Below are 17,331 nucleotides of genomic sequence, written 5' to 3'. Positions count from 1 at the left end.
TTATCTTATTACTAAATATACTTTTGAAGGAATACCATATTCAGCAGTTATCTTATCTTCGTATTGATCTATAAATTTTTGATCTATTAAATTAATATCTGTATTGAATATAGTTTGAAGTATTTCATTTTCTATTAATTTATTACTTGGTATATTATTTCCTTCTTTGTTTTGTCTAATTATGAAATAAAAATCAGAATCTACTATTATTTTATTATTAATTAATTTAAGTTTGATTATAGTTCTTCCGAAAGTAATGAATAAAATTTTTTGATTATCTTTTGTATCAATTAAAACGTCAGATATTGAGGTGAACTTAGAAAAATCAATTCTCAATACTTTAGGGAATGAAATATGTGAGTGAGGAATACTATTTTCATTTTCTATTTTATCTAAACCTAAAGCATGCTTAAACAATCTAGAGTGTTTTGCTTCTTTTTTTTCTGGAAATAAAAATCAATCTGTTTTATTTTTTTGTTCTGCACCAAATAATTTGATATTACTTAAAAATCAAACTCAATTATTGCTTAATAATTTTGAAACTTGAATATTAAATTCTGAATCATTAATATTTAACTTTTGATATTCTTCTTTAAACTTATCAAATGATAATTTTGGTTCTTGAGATTCTATGTTTAATTGAAATTTCTTTAAGACTTCATTGACAGTTAAGTCATTTTTGTAATCTTTTTGTGTTTCTTTATTATTACAACTTATAATTGATATTGGTAAAATAGACAAAGGCAATAGGTTTATTCAGACTTTTTTCATAAAACTCCTTATATTACTAATAAGTAATATTATATTTTAATTTAATTTTTTATATTCATAACTTATATATAATTTTATTATGAAATATCAAGATTTTAAAAATTATGCAGTAATAGATGTTGGTGGAACGAATACACGTTTTGCATTGTTTAATAAAAATGGTGAAATAATACACAAAATTAAAACTAAAACAAATTATACAAATGCATTTGAAACATCAGATTGAATTATTGAGCAAATAAACAAAAATAATATAAATTATTTAGCACTATGTATTCCAGGACCTAGTGATTATGGAAATGGAATTATTCTTAATAGTCCAAACCTAGGAGGAACTTGAAGAAATTTTGATTTAAAAAATTATTTACTAAAAAATACTTCTTTAAAAGATATAGTTTTTGAAAATGATGCTAATGCTATGGCATTAGCAAATCATAAAAATTTTAATAAAACTAAAAATGAAATTAGTCAATTTTTTACATTAAGTACTGGTTTTGGTGCAGGATTAATAATTAATGATCAAATTTATCATGGTAATAATTACTATGCTCAAGAAATAGCACAAATTCCTGTTTCAAAACATTCATTTCAAGGGTCATCTAGATTAAAAAATTCATATTCATTAGAATTACACTGTTCAGGAACTGGAATAGAAACTAAAGCAAAATTTTTAGGTTTAAATAAATCAGCAAAAGAAATTTTTGAATTATCGAAAACAAACAAAATAGCACAAGAAATAGTTAATCAAGCAAAAGATACTCTTAGAGATATATTTGCTATAAGTGCTGGTATATTAGCACCTCATAATTACTTTATTGGCGGAAGTTTAGGTTTAGCACAAAAAGAAATGGTTAAACAAGCATTCCAAGAAGCAAAGGAAATTAGTGATTTTAACCATTTCCATGGAATTAATTTATATTTTGATGAACTAGGTGATGATTCTGCACTAATTGGTTTATATTACTTAATAAAGCAAAGAAATAATTAAATTGATTATATAATAATAATTATACAAAGGTAAAAATGAGTATAATAACAAAATATAGCAATAATAAAGTAGATTTTGATAAAGAAAAAGCGTTGAATTATATTGAAGTAATTTTAAATTTTCTTCAAAAATATTTAAAAAAAGCAAAAGCAAATGGTTTTGTTATAGGTATAAGCGGTGGTATTGATTCTGCTTTAACTTATGCATTGGCTAAAAAATTATGCCCAAAGAATACATATGGTATAGTTTTACCTATAAAAAAAATGACTACTAGTGATTTAGAACATATCAATGAACTAGAAAAAAGGTTCAATGATTCATTTCAAAGAATAGACTTGACTAAAACTTTCAATGAATTACTTAATAATTTAACATTAAGTAATCTATTAGCAATAGCAAATATTAAACCGAGATTAAGAATGACAACTTTATATGCAATTGCTCAAGAAAAAAATTCTTTAGTATTAGGTACAGACAATGCAGATGAGGTATATATAGGCTATTTCACTAAATTCGGAGATGGTGGCGCAGATTTATTACCTATTTCACAATTAACAAAAGCAGAAGTTAAATATTTAGCAAAATTAGTTGGAATTCCCGATTCAATTATTAATAAAAAACCATCAGCAGGCTTATGAGAAGGACAAACCGATGAAAATGAATTAGGATTTTCTTATGACGATCTTGATTTTTATTTAAATCATTTAACTAATAAAAATGAAATAAATAAAAAACTCAAACCCGAAGTTATTCAGAAAATAAAATTAAAACATAAAATAACACAACATAAAAGAGATAAAATTTACAAACCAAATAAAGTTAAATAAGGAGAAATTATGGCAGGACACTCACATTCAGCAAACATAGCGCACAGAAAAGGTGCCCAAGACGCAGCAAGAGGAAAAATATTTCAAAAGTTGTCAAAAGAAATATTTGTAGCAGCTTCATTAGGACCCGATCCAGATATGAATCCAACTCTAAAATTAGCGATTTCTAAAGCTAAATCAAAAAATATGCCAAAAGAGAACATAGAAAGAGCTATTGCAAAAGCAAAGGGAACAAAAAGTTCAGATTCATTCACTGAGTTGGTATTTAATGCAACTATAAGTGGAGGAGCAACATTTATTGTTGTCACATTAAGTGATAATGTTAATAGAGTAAAATCAAATATTCAAGCATATTTTAATAAGCAAAATGCTACCTTAGGTAAAACAGGTCAAATTCCTTTTGTATTTGATAAAAAAGGAATTATAGAAATTTCTAAAAATGAAACCACAGAAGATGATTTAATGATGATAGCTCTAGAAAGTGGTGCAGATGATATTCAAACTTTAGATGATTCATTTATAATTTTCTGTAAACCAGAAAACTTCAGCGAATTAAAGAATGCTCTAGAAACTAATTTAAAAATAGAAAACTTTATCCAATGTGAAGTTACATATATTCCTAATATGTATGTAGAATACGATGAAGAAAAAAGAAACAAACTCCTAGAATTTGCTGAAAAATTAAAAGATGATGATGATGTTCAAGATGTTTATCATAATATAGAAGTTTTATAAAATGCAGTGAATTTCAGATTTATATGTTTATTTAAATGATAATATTCAGATTCAATGAGCATCTAAATTAATTTTAGTTTTCATTTTTTTATTTGCTTTATTATTAATACCAATAATTTTATCCTTAGTTTTACCTTTTTTTAAAAATATCTTAAAAGGGAAATCTAAAGTATATTTATATGCATTTTCTACTGGATTTTTTATCATACTATCTATTTTTGGTTTTCTAAAGGAATCACTAGAAGTATCTAGTTTTCAAGGTGCAATAAATGGTTATTCATCAACACAAACATATTTGACAAATATTGGATTAGTAGCAGGGGGAACCTTAACTGGAATTATTTTTTCTTTTGTTCTAAAATTTGTAATATCATTTCAACTTAATAAAAAATTAATGTCTTCTAAAAAATTAAGTATATTCATCCATCAACATGAGCATAGTGATCACGTTCACACACATAGCCATTCAGATTTTATGAATAATAAAGATGATAAATTATCCTTAGTAGAAGATACATTAAAAGAAAAAGTAGAAGGTAAGTTAAAATTAATTGCTTTATTATTATTATTAACTCACAGAATACCAGAAGGATTATTAATTGGTTATAGTTTAAATCAACATATTCCAGTTGATGGTGTAATTTATAGTCAAAATAGTGCTTTAACAACTGCATACTTTCTTTCATTAATTTTTCATTTAATACCAGAAGAAACAATTTTTTATCTTAGATTAAGAGAATCTGGTCTTTCTCCTTGAAAAGCTTTATTTGTTTCATTCATTGGATTATTTTTATTTTTACCTTTTATGTTGATTGGAATTTATGTTGGAGATTTTATTAATTCATTTTTAAAAAGCTTTATATACGCAGGAATAGGTGGGGTATTTTTATTTACTTCTTTAGTGGAATTTTTCCCTGAATTTTATCATGAGATTTTCAATAAGAAGAAATGATTAATAACATTAATCTTCTTATTTATGGGAGTTATTTTTGCAGTTATTATTCTTTCTTTCCATACTCATTCTCATGGAATTTAAATCAACTAATAGTTGATTTTTTTATTTAAATTTTCAAAATTTAAATAGTGTATAATTGAATTATTAAATTAAAATGGAGAATAATGAACTCGAAACAAAAATTTTGAACATTTATATTTTCTGGAGTAGTATTATTTATATTATTACTTACTTCATTAATTGTATTTTTAAAAATTGAATATAATTTTTATTTATATTTATTATTAATTTGAGGCATTTTTTTATTATTAATTTTGATAACCTTCATTTTGTATTTTGGAGTAATTAACTTTTCAAATTCTAGGGAACTAGTTAAAAAATCCTTTAATAATTTAATAGAAGAAGTTATTTCTAATAATCATTTAGGACTTATTATTTATGATAATGAATTTCAAATAATTTGGACAAGTAAATTAATTAAAACTTCATTTAGTAATGATTTAATTGGAACAAAAATATCAGACTTTTTTAAATATTATGATTGTGATATTTCAAATTTTCATAAGTATATTGATATAAATTTCACTAAAGATAATCAAATTTTTCAAGCTCAATTTTTACCCATTCAAAATACTGTTGTTATTAAAGATATAACTTCCGAAAATATAATAAAAAGAGAAGTAAAAGATCTTAAACCTGTTGTGGGAGAATTAGAAATAGATAATTACAACCTATATCAATCTATTTTATCTGAAGAACAATTATTTATGATCAACAAAGTTGTTATAGATGTTTTAAATGAGTGTGTAAACAAATATAACATTATTTATCGACAGTATACTAATGGTAAATTTATTCTATTTTTAGATGAAAAGACTTTAGAAAAATTCAAAAAAACCAAATTCAATATTTTTATTGAAATAAATAAACTTATAGAATATAGTGATATAAATAAACTTTCTTTAAGTTTGGGTTTTGCTACAGGTTGGACATCATTAAAGGAAAAACTTGAGGAAGCAAAAAAAGCTTTAATTCATTCACAATCCAGAGGTGGTGATCAAGTAACTATTTTTTCTAATCATTCACAACCTATATATTATGGTTCACATACTGAATTGATATCAGATAATAATCGAACAAAAATTAAAGCAATCACAGAAATTTTAATTAATAAATTATCAAGTGATAATATAGAAAATGTAATTATTTATGGACATAAAAATGCGGATTTAGATGCATTAGGTTCTGCCTGTGGAATTTATGAAATTGCATTAGCTTATAATAAAAAACCATATCTTTGTATGAATACATTTGACAGTACAACAAATTTATTAATACAAAAAAAAGAATTTAAGGATTATAAATTTATACACCCAAAATATGTAGACGGTTTGATAAATGAAAGAACGCTTGTTGTTATGGTAGATAATTCAGATATTTTAAGATCTGATTATAGTGATGGTTTACTTAATGTACAAAGAAATAATATTTTTGTTTTTGACCATCATAGACAAGGTAAAATCATAGATTTTGCTCCAAAATCAAATATTTATATAGAAACTACTTGCTCAAGTGCAAGCGAAATAATCACAGAAATTTATATGTTCTTAACACATAAAATTTATTTAAAACCTTTTATAGCACAATTATTATTAAATGGAATATATCTGGATACAAGTCAATTTTCACGAATAACCTCAAAAAGGACATTTGATGCTTGTGCATTGCTAGAATCAAAGGGAGCAAGTATATCAGTAAGTACTGATTTACTAAAAATAGACAATGATACAGCCATTAAGGTTTCTAAATTATTAGAAAATTTAACTGAAGTAAAAACAGGTTATTATTTAGCTTACTCAGACCAAGAATATTCAAACGATGTAATATCTATTGCATCTAATGAAGTTTTAAGAGTAAAAGGAAGAATTGCTTCATTTGTTGTTGGTAAATTAGAAAACAGCAATTTATATAAACTAAGTGCAAGAGGTCTAGATGCAAATGTACAAATAATATGTGAAGCAGTTGGTGGTGGAGGACACTTTTCAGCAGCAGCAGCAGAAACAAATGAGGATTTAGATACTTTTATAGATAATATTAAACATGCAATAAACACAATAGAAAAGAGATAATTATGAAAATCATATTAACAAAAGATTGTAAAGACGGAAAAGCAAACACAATTATAGAAGTAGCATCAGGTTATGGAACAAATTTTTTAGTTAAAAAAGGATTTGGTGTTCCATATAATGAAAAAAACTATGCTCAATTACAAAAAACACTTAATGATTTAGTAGCAAATGAACATGAAACTAGAACGAATGCCTTAAGGGAAAAAGAAAAAATAGAAGAATTAGTTCTAAAATATCAATTAACTGCAAATATCGATGGTAATCATAATTTAAATGTACATGGTTCTGTATCTACTAAAGATGTAGATAAATCATTAAAAGAATTAGGTTTTAAATTACCAAAACACTCCTTACAAAAAATTCACTTAGTTTCTGAAGGTAATCATGATGTTGAAGTTAATTTGTATAAAGACATCATAGCTAAATTAAGGATAGAAATAAAAATTAATGTCAAAAAATAAAAAACAAGATAATCAATATCATAATTTCGAATTTTTACCTACAAAGTATATTGAAAATACTTTGTTTAGAGATTCATTAATAGAAAAAAATATTTTAGCAATTATGATTTCTGATGAATCTAGACAACAAATGGGAATTGATTATTTAACATTAGATGATTTTGTTAGTGAAGAATATAAACAATTATTTAGTTTAATTAGTGAAAAGAAAAAACAAACAGGAATTGATAAAATTACTTTTTTTAATTTCTATGATATATCTAATGATATTGAAACATCACCTTCATTAAGAAATAAATTTCCTTTAGTAACTAGTTCTTTATTGTCTGATTTATCTATATCATTCCAAAATGAAAATAACTTTAATTTCTACATTGAAAAATTAAGAGAATTAACAAAACTTAGAGCATTGGAAGTTTTTTATGAAATATCATTAAATTCATTTAAAAACAAAAAAGATATTTCATGAGATTTTTCTCTTGCTGACTTTGAAAAGTTTGTTACAGAACACAATGGTAGTGGTATTAATAATAGTTCTTTTGTTTCAATTGGTCAAGCAACCCAGGAATTTCAAGAAAAATTAAGTGAAATTAAAGCATATAATTCAATAGATAAAGACACTTTATTAACAGACTTTAATTCAATAGATTATTATGTTAAAGGTTTTAAACCAGGACAACTAATAGTTTTAGCAGCAAGACCTGGAGTTGGTAAAACAGCACTAGCCTTAAACATAGCGTCAAATATTTCTAGATTAAAACCATATGATGATAGTTATGTTAAAAATGTAGCCTTTATTTCCCTTGAAATGCCTGTAAATGAATTAATTGCTCGTTATTATTCTTCACTTGCTAAAATTGATTTATGAAAAATACAAAATCCAAGAAAACTAGATGATGAAGAATGATTTAAATTACAAGGTCAATTTATTATAGAAGAAGAAAATTCACACTTGTTTTTTGATGATGCTACAACAAGTAGAATCACTGACATAATTTGAAAAATTAAGCAATTAGCAAAAAATCTTAAAGATGGTTTACATTTTGTAGTTGTAGATTACTTACAATTAATTTCAGGCGGACCAAATGCCTCGGGAAACAGACAAAATGAAATAGCATTAATTTCTAGAAGTTTAAAAACTTTAGCACTTGACTTAAAAATCCCTATAATGGCTTTATCTCAATTATCACGTAGTGTAGAAAACAGGGAAGATAAATCTCCGCAACTACATGACTTAAGAGAATCGGGTGCTATAGAACAAGATGCTGATATAGTTATTTTCTTAAGCAGAAATAGTCAAAAAAAATCAAAAAATAATAATGATTCAAAAGATGAATCATCTGAATATACCTTAACAAAAGTCTCTGTTGCAAAAAACCGTAATGGTCAACCAGGGAATTCAGAATTAATTTATGAAGGTCGAATAGTAACATTTAACGATGCACCAAGAGACATTTCAATAAATGAAGAATAGGAGAATGATGGAATATTCCTGTTGTAAGATAGTTTATAAAGGAGAATTATGTCCTTTATTTATTATTTAGTAATAATACCAATTTTAATAATTTTGTTTTTATTAAGTTCAATATATAGTGGTTGTGAAACAGCCTATTCAACTTTACCGAAGTCTAAGATTTATGAAATGGTAGAAAATAAAGAAACTTCAAATAAACTCATAAGTAAACACTATAATAAATATAATAGAATATTAACAACCATTTTAATAGGAAATAATTTAGTTAATGTTATTTCTTCTGTTTTAATGGGTGTATTTTTAGGTAAATTATTTACTGATGAAACACTAATTATAATTATTTCAACTGCAATTGTTACACCTTTACTAGTTATCTTTGGTGAAATTACACCAAAACTATTAGCTAGAAAAAATCCAAAAAAATTCTTGCAAATTTTTAGTTGATGAATTGATTTAAATTATTGAGTATTTTGAATCTTAACATGACCGATACATAAATTATCAAAAGATGTTTATATAACTAATTCAGAAGAAGATTTAAAATCAATAATAAATTTGGCTCAAAGTGAAGGTGTTTTGCAAACCGGAGAAAGTTTACTAGCAAAAAATGCTCTCGATTTAGATTCAACAAAAGTATTATCACATTATATTAAACTTAAAGATGTAACAACTCTATCTTATAAAGCAAATGTATCTGAAGCAATACATTTATTTAAAGAAACTAACTATTCACGGATACCAGTTGAACAAAACGGCCAATTAATAGGTATTTTATTATTAAAAGATATCTTTCATCTTAAAAAAGGAAAAATTATTAATTATATAAAAAGAGTTCCTTTAATTTCATCTAACTCAATTTTATCTAGTGCTTTAGAAAAAATGCGAGCAGCAAGAGCACAAATGGGTTTTGTAGTAGAAAATAATAATAGTACAGACGTTATAGGAATTATAACAATTGAAGACATTATCGAAGAAATTATAGGTGAAATCTATGATGAATATGATGATGATGAAAAAATTTATGAAATATCATTAGAAAAATCCAGAGTACGAGGAGATACTTTAATTGGAGAATTATTCAAACAGTTAGAACTATATCCAAGTTTATTAGAAGAAAATGAAGAACAATTAACTTTATACCACTGATTTGCTAAAAAAATAAATAAACCAAAACTTTATAAAACTTCTAAATACACACTTAAAGATAAAGTAAGTTTTAAGGTATTAGAAACAAATAAAAATAAAGAATCAGAGACCTTAATAGAAGTATACATAGAATAAAAACCACTTAAAGTGGTTTTTATTCTTACATTCTATTATTAATAAAAAAGACAATTTTTGTTGAATATAAAATTTATATTCTATTAAGGATAATTTTCATTTTTTAAAAGTATTATATTTAGAAGAAATATGAATAATAAATATAAATCAGAACAAATTGATAAAAATGGAAAAATAATTATTTATTTTGACCAACCGATAACAAAGAGATTAAATTTTCTTGAAATATTAAATAATTCTCTGAATTTTGGCGTTAAAGAATTTAAGTACAAAAATAAAACTGTATTCTTTTATATGAATAATAACATTAAATATTACTTTATTTGTGCTTCAGTCACTTATCTTGGGAATCCTCATCCTATTTTTAAAAAAAGAATCCAATTAAAAAGTTGATATAATGAGTTCATAAATGAATATCAATCTAATGAAACTAAAATATACATTTTTGGTATTTACAAATATAATGATAATGTTTTATTTTGTGATTTTAAAATTACTGATTATATTAACAATAAATTAAACTCTTCTTCTGCTCATGTTTATATAAATGACTTATATCAAGGTTTAACATATAATATTTCCAGAAAGTTGATTTAAGAAACAATCATATTTGTGTAATTAAATCTAATTATTTATTTAAATATATAAACAAAGACAATCAAGACTTTCAAAATTTATTTTCTGTTTTTTCTAATTTTAAAAAAACATTTAACTTTAATGAAACTTTAATGGCAATAAATTGTATTAAAGAAATGAAAGAAAATGATTTATATCAAGCAAAAGGTGTTGAACGACCTGACCGGTTTTAGAATTTAAATTTAAGCAATTTGTTAATTCTCAAAATATAGATAATTTAATTTTTGTCAAGGATTATAAAGATAAATTTGATTTAGATTTTGATTTATTTTTCAATGATGAAAATTTCTATGGTGATTTAAAATGCTCAGATTTATCTAAGAAACAAAACCAGGTAATGACAAGAAAAATACACTACAAGCACTTAAGAAATACAAAAAACTATGATACATAGTTTATGAACATACAACCTTAAAAGATAAGGATTTTAATAATGAAATGGCAAAGGCAAGAATGGAATTATTTAAAATTAATAATAGTAAAATTTCTTATGCAAATAAAATGAAACATTCTGTAATTTTTAAACAGATGAGGATATTTGAAATTAATGAAAGTAATTTTAAATACATATTATGAGATTTTAAACAAGGTCATAATTCAGGTACTAATCATAATAAAAGAGAACCGAAATTTTTATTAAATAAAGAAAACATGAATAATAGCATTGTTTATACATATATAAGTAAGGATGGTTATGAAAAAATTTAAATTTATAGATTTATTTGCAGGGATAGGTGGATTTCATCAAGGAATGGAAAATTTAGCTGGTGAATGTGTATTTGCTAGTGAAATTGATAAATATGCAATTGAAACTTATAAAAAAATTATGGTATTAATCCTTATAATGGTATAACAAAAATAAATGCTCAAGCCATACCAAAAGATGATGTTTTATGTGCTGGTTTTCCTTGTCAACCTTTTTCGAAAGCGGGTGATAGACTTGGTTTTGAAGACAAAATTAAGGGAACATTATTTTTTGATATAGCTAGAATTTTAAAACATCATAAAACCCCTTTTATCATTTTAGAAAATGTAAGAAATTTAGTTTCACATCATCAAGGAAAAACATGAAAAACAATTAAAGAAACACTGGAAAACCTAGGTTATATCATAACATCATCACCATTAGTTATAAGTCCTCATCACATTGGCATTCCTCAAATCAGAGAAAGAGTAATAATTGCTCGTTATCACAAATCATCAAATATAAAAACTTTAATATAGAATTACCAAAAAAAGATGACTATAAAAATGATATCGATACTATTCTCGATAAAGAAGTAGATAAAAAATATAACATAACTAATCACGAAGAAAGAATATTAGAATGTTGGAATCATTTTATAAATGGAATTAAATATATTCCTAAAAAATCAAAATCAGAAAGAGCTTTTTTAAAAGAAAAATTTACAGGTACATTAGGATTTCCTGTGTGATCAGAAGAATTCTTAAGTCCTTCACATCTTTTAGATTCAAATAAAAAATGAAAAAATGATTTTATCTTAAAAAATAAATTATTATTCGAATATAATAAGGAATTTATTTCAAATTGATTTAAAAAATGAAATTATCTTAATGAATTCACTAAAACAGAAAAAAAATTAGAATGACAATGTGGTAGTGATTATAAATCTATTTGAGACACTATAATTCAATTTAGACCTTCTGGAATAAGAGTGAAAAAACCAGATTTCTTCCCAGTTCTTGTAGCTATGGTGCATCTACCTATAATAGGTAAATACAAAAGAAGAATAAACCAAAAGAGGCAAGCAGATTACAAAGTTTTTCAGAAAATTTTATATGTAATGTGAATGATTATCAAGCTTATAAACAATTTGGTAATTCAGTAAATGTAAAAGTAATAGAATATATAGCAAAACAATTTATTAAACTCAATAATTAGTATTACTAGTGTATTTATTAATTTATTGAATAGCAAAAATCATCCGATTTGGATGATTTTTGCTATCTTTTAATTTCTTTAAGACGTGCACTTTTACCTTTACGGTCTCTCATGTAGAATAATCTTTTTCTTCTAACTTTATTAGAACGTAAAACCTCAATGTGTGCTATTAATGGTGAGTAAACAGGGAAGGTTCTTTCAACACCTATACCATAAGATATTTTTCTAACAGTAAATGTTTCTCTTGTTCCTGATTCTTTTTTAGAAATAACTAAACCTTCAAAAACCTGAATACGTTCTTTTTCTCCTTCACGGATACGAACTGAAACTTTAACATTATCTCCTGTTTTAAATTCAGGTAAATCTTTACGTAACTGTGCTTTTTCAACTACTTCTAATAATTTATTTCTCATTATTTTTTATCCTTTCAATAATATCGGGCCTATTTTTTTTAGTTTTTAATAATTGTGATTCCCGTTTTCATATTTCTATTTCTTTATGATTCCCGTTTAATAAAACTTCTGGAACCTTCATACCTTTATATTCCCTTGGTCTTGTATATTGTGGATAATCTAACAATCCCATTCCTTGAAAAGAATCGTTTATGTGTGACTGCGATTTAATAACACCAGGAACTAATCTAGCAATAGAATCTGCAATAACCATAGATGGTAACTCACCACCAGTTAAAACAAAATCACCAATAGATAATTCTAAATCCACAAGTTGAACTATTCTTTCATCAAAACCTTCATATCTTCCTGAAATTAGTGTTATTTGTTCTTTGTTAGCTAATTCATTAGCTATTTGTTGATTGAATATCTTGCCTTGAGGTGATACAAGGATTTTATACCCACCATTATCATTTAGTGAATTTAATGCTAAATCAATTGGTTCAATTTGTAATAACAAACCATGACCTCCGCCATAAATTTCATCATCGACTTTTCTATGTTTATCTTTGCTAAATTCTCTAAAATCAATAACATTAACTTCTAATAAGTTTTTTTGAATTGCTTTGTTTATTATACTTTCATTCTTAAATGGCTCAAAGTATTTAGGAAATAAAGTTAAGAAATTAATTTTCATTATTTATTTAGATACTTTATGTGTTTTGAATAAATTTGCAACAGTATCAGTGGGTTTTGCACCTTGATTTAATCATTTCAAAGCACTTTCGTTGTTTAAAACAAATTCTTTTGTTAAAGGATTATAGTGTCCTAATGCTTCAATGAATTTACCATCACGTGGTGCTCTTGAATCAGCGACAACTATTTTGTATACAGGTTTAAATTTACTTCCCATTCTTCTTAATCTAATTTTTACCATATTTGCTCCTTTCTTAGTGTCAAGCACTTTTGCTTGACAGATATAAGTAATAGTATTATAAAACAAAAGAAGAAAAACAAAAATTTTTTCATTAATTTAACCTTAAATTAAAGAATATTAAATATATTAATCGATACGAGGAATCTAAATTATTAAAAAGAAAAAACAAATATTTTATTTATTTGAAATATTACTAACTACTTTTTTAACATTTGCTTTGTTTTTTTTGTTTTAATTTATTTAGGTTAATTAAAATTTTCTTAAAATACAACGTTTAAATTTATATCCTGAGTTTCTGAGTTGAAGACCAAATTTTTAATTTTTTTAGAATCTATATATGTATACATATATAGAAATTTTTATTTTTTGTTTTGAATACTATGATTACAATGTATAATTATTATATGAAAGTGAATAATTACATAATTGGAAAAAGCAAAAGAGCAAAAGGAATATATATTTTTGCTGGAATTTCTGGTGGTTATGGTGCTGGTACTAAGAAACAAATTGGTTTGGGTTGGTTAGAACAATTAGAACAAATTAATCCTGATGTTATTTCTATTTTAAAAACAAAAGCAAAAGAACTTACAGAAGATATGGAAAAAGATTTCGTTAAACAAGAATTACTAAATTCTATTCAAAATCAAAAAATTACAGTTAATTCAATTAACTATGGAATAGAAGTTATTTATAAATTTATAGACAAACTACAAATCTTTGAATCGATATCAAAAACCAAGCATAAGGATTTAAAATCAATTTTAGAATATTGCATTGCTTCTAGAATAATTAATTCAAATAGTATCATTAGAAATTTTGAAATTAAAGATAACTTTATTAATACAATAAAATCACAAAAAGATGCATTTTATTCTCTTTTAGATGTATTAGTAGAAAATGAAAAAGGTATTTTAAAGAACTTAAACAATAAATTAAGTAAAATTACTAACAGAGAAATTGAACTTGTTTTCTTTGATTCGTCAACTGTTTATTTTGAAACTTTTCAAAGAGATGGATTGAGATTTCCTGGTTATTCAAAAGACGGAAAATTTAAAGAAGACCAAGTTGTTTTGGGTATGGCAACTGATATTAATGGAATACCAATTCATATGAAATTATTCAAAGGAAATACAGCAGATCCAAATACTTTTATCCCTTTTATTTTAGACTTAAAACAAACTTATCAAATTAATAACATAACCATTATTTCTGATAAAGGTATGTCCACAAATAGAAATATTCGTTTTTTAGAAGATTTAGGTATAAATTTTATTATTTCATATAGAGCAAAGTCAGGAAGCGCTGAATTTAAGAACTATATTTTAGATCAAAACGGTTATGTTGGTAATTCTGAATTTAGATATAAAGAAATTGAATATAAGTCATTATGAAACAACAAAAGATTTAACGGGAAAACTAGAAGAAGAATTATTACTTATTCAAAATCAAGAGCAATTAAAGATAGAGAAGATCGTAAAATACTCATAAATAATTTTGAGAAAAGACAAAATAAAGACGGAATTGTTAGAGGTGAACAAATGTTTGCTTCAAAAAAATATAAGTTTTTTAAACAAATAGGTCGTAGTGATTTTGAACTAAATTGTGAAAAAGTCTTAGAAGATAAAAAGTTCGATGGTATTTATGTATATGAAACAAATAGAACTGATTTAACACCACAAGAAGTAGTTCAAATTTACCAAAACCAATGAAGAATTGAAGAAAATTTTAGAACATTAAAAACAGCGTTAAAAGTAAGACCTGTATATGTATGAACCAATTCTCATATTAAAGGTCACTTTATCTTGTGTTATTTATCTTTAGTAATAATTAAGACAATAATTCACTTATTGAATGAGTCATTTAAAAAAGATGCAGGACTTATTGATTTTAAAATAACAACTGATAACTTTATTAAAGCTATATTAACAGCTAACAAAATAGTTAAAAAGGTTGATAACAAAATAATAGAGACATTATTTGAAACAAATGAAAATAACAAAAAAGATTTTCAGAATTATGTATTAATTAAAAAATTCACAGATTTTATACATAGTAAATTAGATATATAAAAAGACGAATTTCCCTATTTCATAGGGTTATTCGTCTTTTTATCTTAATTAACTCAGAAACTAAGGAAAACAAATATTTTATTTATTTGAAATATTACTAACTACTTTTTTAACATTTGCTTTGTTTTTTTGTTTTAATTTATTTAGGTTAATTAAAATTTTCTTAAAATACAACCTTTAAATTTATATTTTACTTTATGTAGTCCTTATTTTTATATTTTTAAAAATAATAATTATAAACAAAAATATAGTTTGTCTGTTAATAAAGAAAAACATAAAAATACTAGAAAAAATTATTCATAAAGTAAAAGTAAAGTTTTTTATTAAATTCTACTTATTTTTAATTTCTATTTTATAAAGGAGAGAATGATGAAAATAAATAAACATACAGCGTTAAATTTGTGAGACGAGAGATATGGTAATAAAAAAGAAATACAAGATTACACAGGTAAATGAATCTTAAGAGACCATTATGAAGGAAACTATGAAGGAAGCGAAATCGAAAGTGATTATGTTTGAAATTTAGACCATCTAATACCTATCTCTAGAGGTGGGGGGAATAATAAAGATAACCTAGTAATTTGTCATGTAAAAACAAATGAAGAAAAAGATGACAAAACATCATGAAATGCATATGACGCTGATGGAGATGAAATTACACTTCAAATAAACAAAAAAAGAATAATAAATTTCCATTCAAGAGAGGTTCTTTATGACCCGAAAAGATATAAATAGAAATATGGAATAGAAATTAGATTGAACAAAAAAAGTTAACAAAATATTTGGTATTTTACTCTTAATTGGCACTTTCTTCCTAATGCTAGCCATTTTATTTTTTGTTTTATATATATTTAATTTTCTATCTGTACCTAGCCGATCCCTACCTAACACCACCACTCCAAAATTAAACTTTAAGGATTTTTTGGTTATTACGGTAGTTCGTCTATTAGTTCTTACGATAGCTTTTCACAAGAAAAAAATTATTTAATAACTTTTTCAGTATTTTTATCCACTTATGGAATGATACAGATAACTTTATATGTATTATCTTTCATATTATTATTTAAAACATATTAGAGAATAATGATACAGAAGAAAAAAATAAAAAGAGAAGATTGACTTGATTTTTGATTTTACAAATTCTTTATATTCTTAATTTTTGAAACCCGTTATTTAGTATACCGATTGCTTATACAATTTATGTCCTTAATGCTTTATCAAATAAAAAAGAAGAAAATCAATTCATATTCTTTAATATTAATAATATTGAAGTAACTAGCAAGAGAGTTACAAAAATCTTTGGTTGAAGTTTTTTAGCAATTTTTGTTTTAGTAATTGTTCAAGGAGTTATTATTGGTGGAGTTTACTCTTTATTGTTAAATTCTGAGAAGGGTCCTCTTATACCTACAATTGCTTTATCAATAATATTTGCATATATAGATATATTTATTATTCTTTATACATCTTATTTAACTTTATATCACCAATTAAGAAATAAATGAGTTGATAATTTATATAAATCTAATTTATTTATTATTTTACAATTCTTAATGTTTGCATTACCAATGTTTTTGGTGTTTTTCTTTATCATTTTATTAATGTTTTATATAGTAGAAAATAAAAGTTTAAATAAGGAAGAAGAAATACAGACAAAAAATTGAAAAGAAACAAGAAAATATTTTTATTAAAAAAGTAACTCCAACCACTAATTCAGATATTAAGTGAAGACCTAAATTTTTAAAAAATAGAGTTTATAAAACGATAAAAGAAGGG

General features: G+C 24.2%; 19 protein-coding genes and 1 pseudogene. 16 read left to right on the top strand and 4 right to left on the bottom strand.

Annotated elements, in window-relative coordinates:
- Window positions 1–771, bottom strand: a complete 771-nt coding sequence (locus RRG59_RS03730; protein ID WP_322876389.1) for a hypothetical protein — start codon at window positions 769–771, stop codon at window positions 1–3.
- A gap of 79 nt (window positions 772–850) precedes the next feature.
- Between RRG59_RS03730 and RRG59_RS03725 the strand changes: the two genes are divergently transcribed.
- The 13 genes and pseudogenes from RRG59_RS03725 (at window position 851) to RRG59_RS03660 (ending at window position 12,160) form a co-directional block, all read left to right on the top strand.
- On the top strand, window positions 851–1,759 hold the full coding sequence (locus tag RRG59_RS03725; RefSeq protein WP_322902204.1) for an ROK family protein: 909 nt from the start codon (window positions 851–853) through the stop codon (window positions 1,757–1,759).
- Window positions 1,760–1,794: 35 nt separating this feature from the next.
- Window positions 1,795–2,586, top strand: a complete 792-nt coding sequence (gene nadE, locus RRG59_RS03720; protein WP_322900395.1) for an NAD(+) synthase — start codon at window positions 1,795–1,797, stop codon at window positions 2,584–2,586.
- 9 nt (window positions 2,587–2,595) lie between these two features.
- A complete protein-coding gene (locus tag RRG59_RS03715) occupies window positions 2,596–3,321 on the top strand; it encodes a YebC/PmpR family DNA-binding transcriptional regulator (RefSeq protein WP_322902202.1) in 726 nt (241 codons plus the stop codon).
- A gap of 1 nt (window position 3,322) precedes the next feature.
- Window positions 3,323–4,357 (top strand): ZIP family metal transporter, encoded by a 1,035-nt coding sequence (locus RRG59_RS03710; protein WP_322900393.1) that lies wholly within the window; start codon window positions 3,323–3,325, stop codon window positions 4,355–4,357.
- A gap of 83 nt (window positions 4,358–4,440) precedes the next feature.
- Window positions 4,441–6,405 (top strand): GGDEF domain-containing protein, encoded by a 1,965-nt coding sequence (locus RRG59_RS03705; protein ID WP_322902200.1) that lies wholly within the window; start codon window positions 4,441–4,443, stop codon window positions 6,403–6,405.
- Window positions 6,406–6,407: 2 nt separating this feature from the next.
- Window positions 6,408–6,866: a 50S ribosomal protein L9 gene (gene rplI / locus RRG59_RS03700; RefSeq protein WP_036430723.1), complete on the top strand. Its 459-nt coding sequence runs from the start codon at window positions 6,408–6,410 to the stop codon at window positions 6,864–6,866.
- Window positions 6,853–8,340, top strand: a complete 1,488-nt coding sequence (locus RRG59_RS03695) for a replicative DNA helicase (protein WP_322902199.1) — start codon at window positions 6,853–6,855, stop codon at window positions 8,338–8,340. The genes rplI and RRG59_RS03695 overlap by 14 nt, the downstream gene beginning before the upstream one ends.
- A 48-nt stretch (window positions 8,341–8,388) precedes the next feature.
- Complete coding sequence (locus tag RRG59_RS03690; RefSeq protein WP_322902197.1) at window positions 8,389–9,621, top strand: CNNM domain-containing protein; 1,233 nt, start codon at window positions 8,389–8,391, stop codon at window positions 9,619–9,621.
- A gap of 129 nt (window positions 9,622–9,750) precedes the next feature.
- Window positions 9,751–10,218: a hypothetical protein gene (locus RRG59_RS03685; protein WP_322902195.1), complete on the top strand. Its 468-nt coding sequence runs from the start codon at window positions 9,751–9,753 to the stop codon at window positions 10,216–10,218.
- A gap of 477 nt (window positions 10,219–10,695) precedes the next feature.
- Window positions 10,696–10,965 carry a hypothetical protein gene (locus RRG59_RS03680; RefSeq protein ID WP_322902193.1) on the top strand — a complete coding sequence of 90 codons (270 nt, stop codon included), beginning with the start codon at window positions 10,696–10,698 and terminating at the stop codon, window positions 10,963–10,965.
- A pseudogene (locus RRG59_RS03670) lies at window positions 10,946–11,481 on the top strand (DNA cytosine methyltransferase). The gene RRG59_RS03680 and the pseudogene RRG59_RS03670 overlap by 20 nt, the downstream one beginning before the upstream one ends.
- Window positions 11,482–11,687: 206 nt before the next feature.
- Window positions 11,688–12,107, top strand: coding sequence for a hypothetical protein (locus tag RRG59_RS03665; protein ID WP_322902189.1), 420 nt, complete (start codon window positions 11,688–11,690; stop codon window positions 12,105–12,107).
- Window positions 12,065–12,160, top strand: a complete 96-nt coding sequence (locus tag RRG59_RS03660; protein WP_322902188.1) for a DNA cytosine methyltransferase — start codon at window positions 12,065–12,067, stop codon at window positions 12,158–12,160. Before RRG59_RS03665 ends, RRG59_RS03660 begins: the two co-directional genes overlap by 43 nt.
- Before the next feature lie 62 nt (window positions 12,161–12,222).
- On the opposite strand, the gene rplS is transcribed toward RRG59_RS03660, so the two are convergent.
- The 3 genes from rplS to rpsP are packed head-to-tail and all read right to left on the bottom strand — an operon-like array spanning window position 12,223 to window position 13,489.
- Entirely contained in the window at window positions 12,223–12,573 is a 351-nt protein-coding gene (gene rplS, locus RRG59_RS03655; RefSeq protein WP_036430715.1) for a 50S ribosomal protein L19, read from the bottom strand.
- The gene (trmD, locus tag RRG59_RS03650) at window positions 12,563–13,249 is read right to left on the bottom strand and encodes a tRNA (guanosine(37)-N1)-methyltransferase TrmD (protein ID WP_036430713.1); all 687 of its coding nucleotides are present in this window, start codon (window positions 13,247–13,249) and stop codon (window positions 12,563–12,565) included. The genes rplS and trmD overlap by 11 nt, the downstream gene beginning before the upstream one ends.
- A 3-nt stretch (window positions 13,250–13,252) precedes the next feature.
- On the bottom strand, window positions 13,253–13,489 hold the full coding sequence (gene rpsP, locus RRG59_RS03645; RefSeq protein ID WP_260622795.1) for a 30S ribosomal protein S16: 237 nt from the start codon (window positions 13,487–13,489) through the stop codon (window positions 13,253–13,255).
- Window positions 13,490–13,893: 404 nt separating this feature from the next.
- Between rpsP and RRG59_RS03640 the strand changes: the two genes are divergently transcribed.
- The 3 genes from RRG59_RS03640 (at window position 13,894) to RRG59_RS03630 (ending at window position 17,246) form a co-directional block, all read left to right on the top strand.
- Window positions 13,894–15,558: an IS1634 family transposase gene (locus RRG59_RS03640; RefSeq protein ID WP_322901920.1), complete on the top strand. Its 1,665-nt coding sequence runs from the start codon at window positions 13,894–13,896 to the stop codon at window positions 15,556–15,558.
- A 369-nt stretch (window positions 15,559–15,927) separates the two neighbouring features.
- On the top strand, window positions 15,928–16,293 hold the full coding sequence (locus RRG59_RS03635) for an HNH endonuclease (protein ID WP_322902186.1): 366 nt from the start codon (window positions 15,928–15,930) through the stop codon (window positions 16,291–16,293).
- Window positions 16,294–16,685: 392 nt separating this feature from the next.
- Window positions 16,686–17,246 carry a hypothetical protein gene (locus RRG59_RS03630; RefSeq protein WP_322902185.1) on the top strand — a complete coding sequence of 187 codons (561 nt, stop codon included), beginning with the start codon at window positions 16,686–16,688 and terminating at the stop codon, window positions 17,244–17,246.
- The last annotated feature ends 85 nt before the right edge of the window (window positions 17,247–17,331 follow it).

It is taken from the genome of Mycoplasmopsis felis, assembly GCF_034647055.2.
GTDB classification, from domain to species: domain Bacteria; phylum Bacillota_I; class Bacilli_A; order Mycoplasmatales; family Metamycoplasmataceae; genus Mycoplasmopsis; species Mycoplasmopsis felis.
The sequence above is the reverse complement of the archived record's forward strand: the minus strand, read 5'-3'. Positions and strand labels throughout refer to the sequence as shown.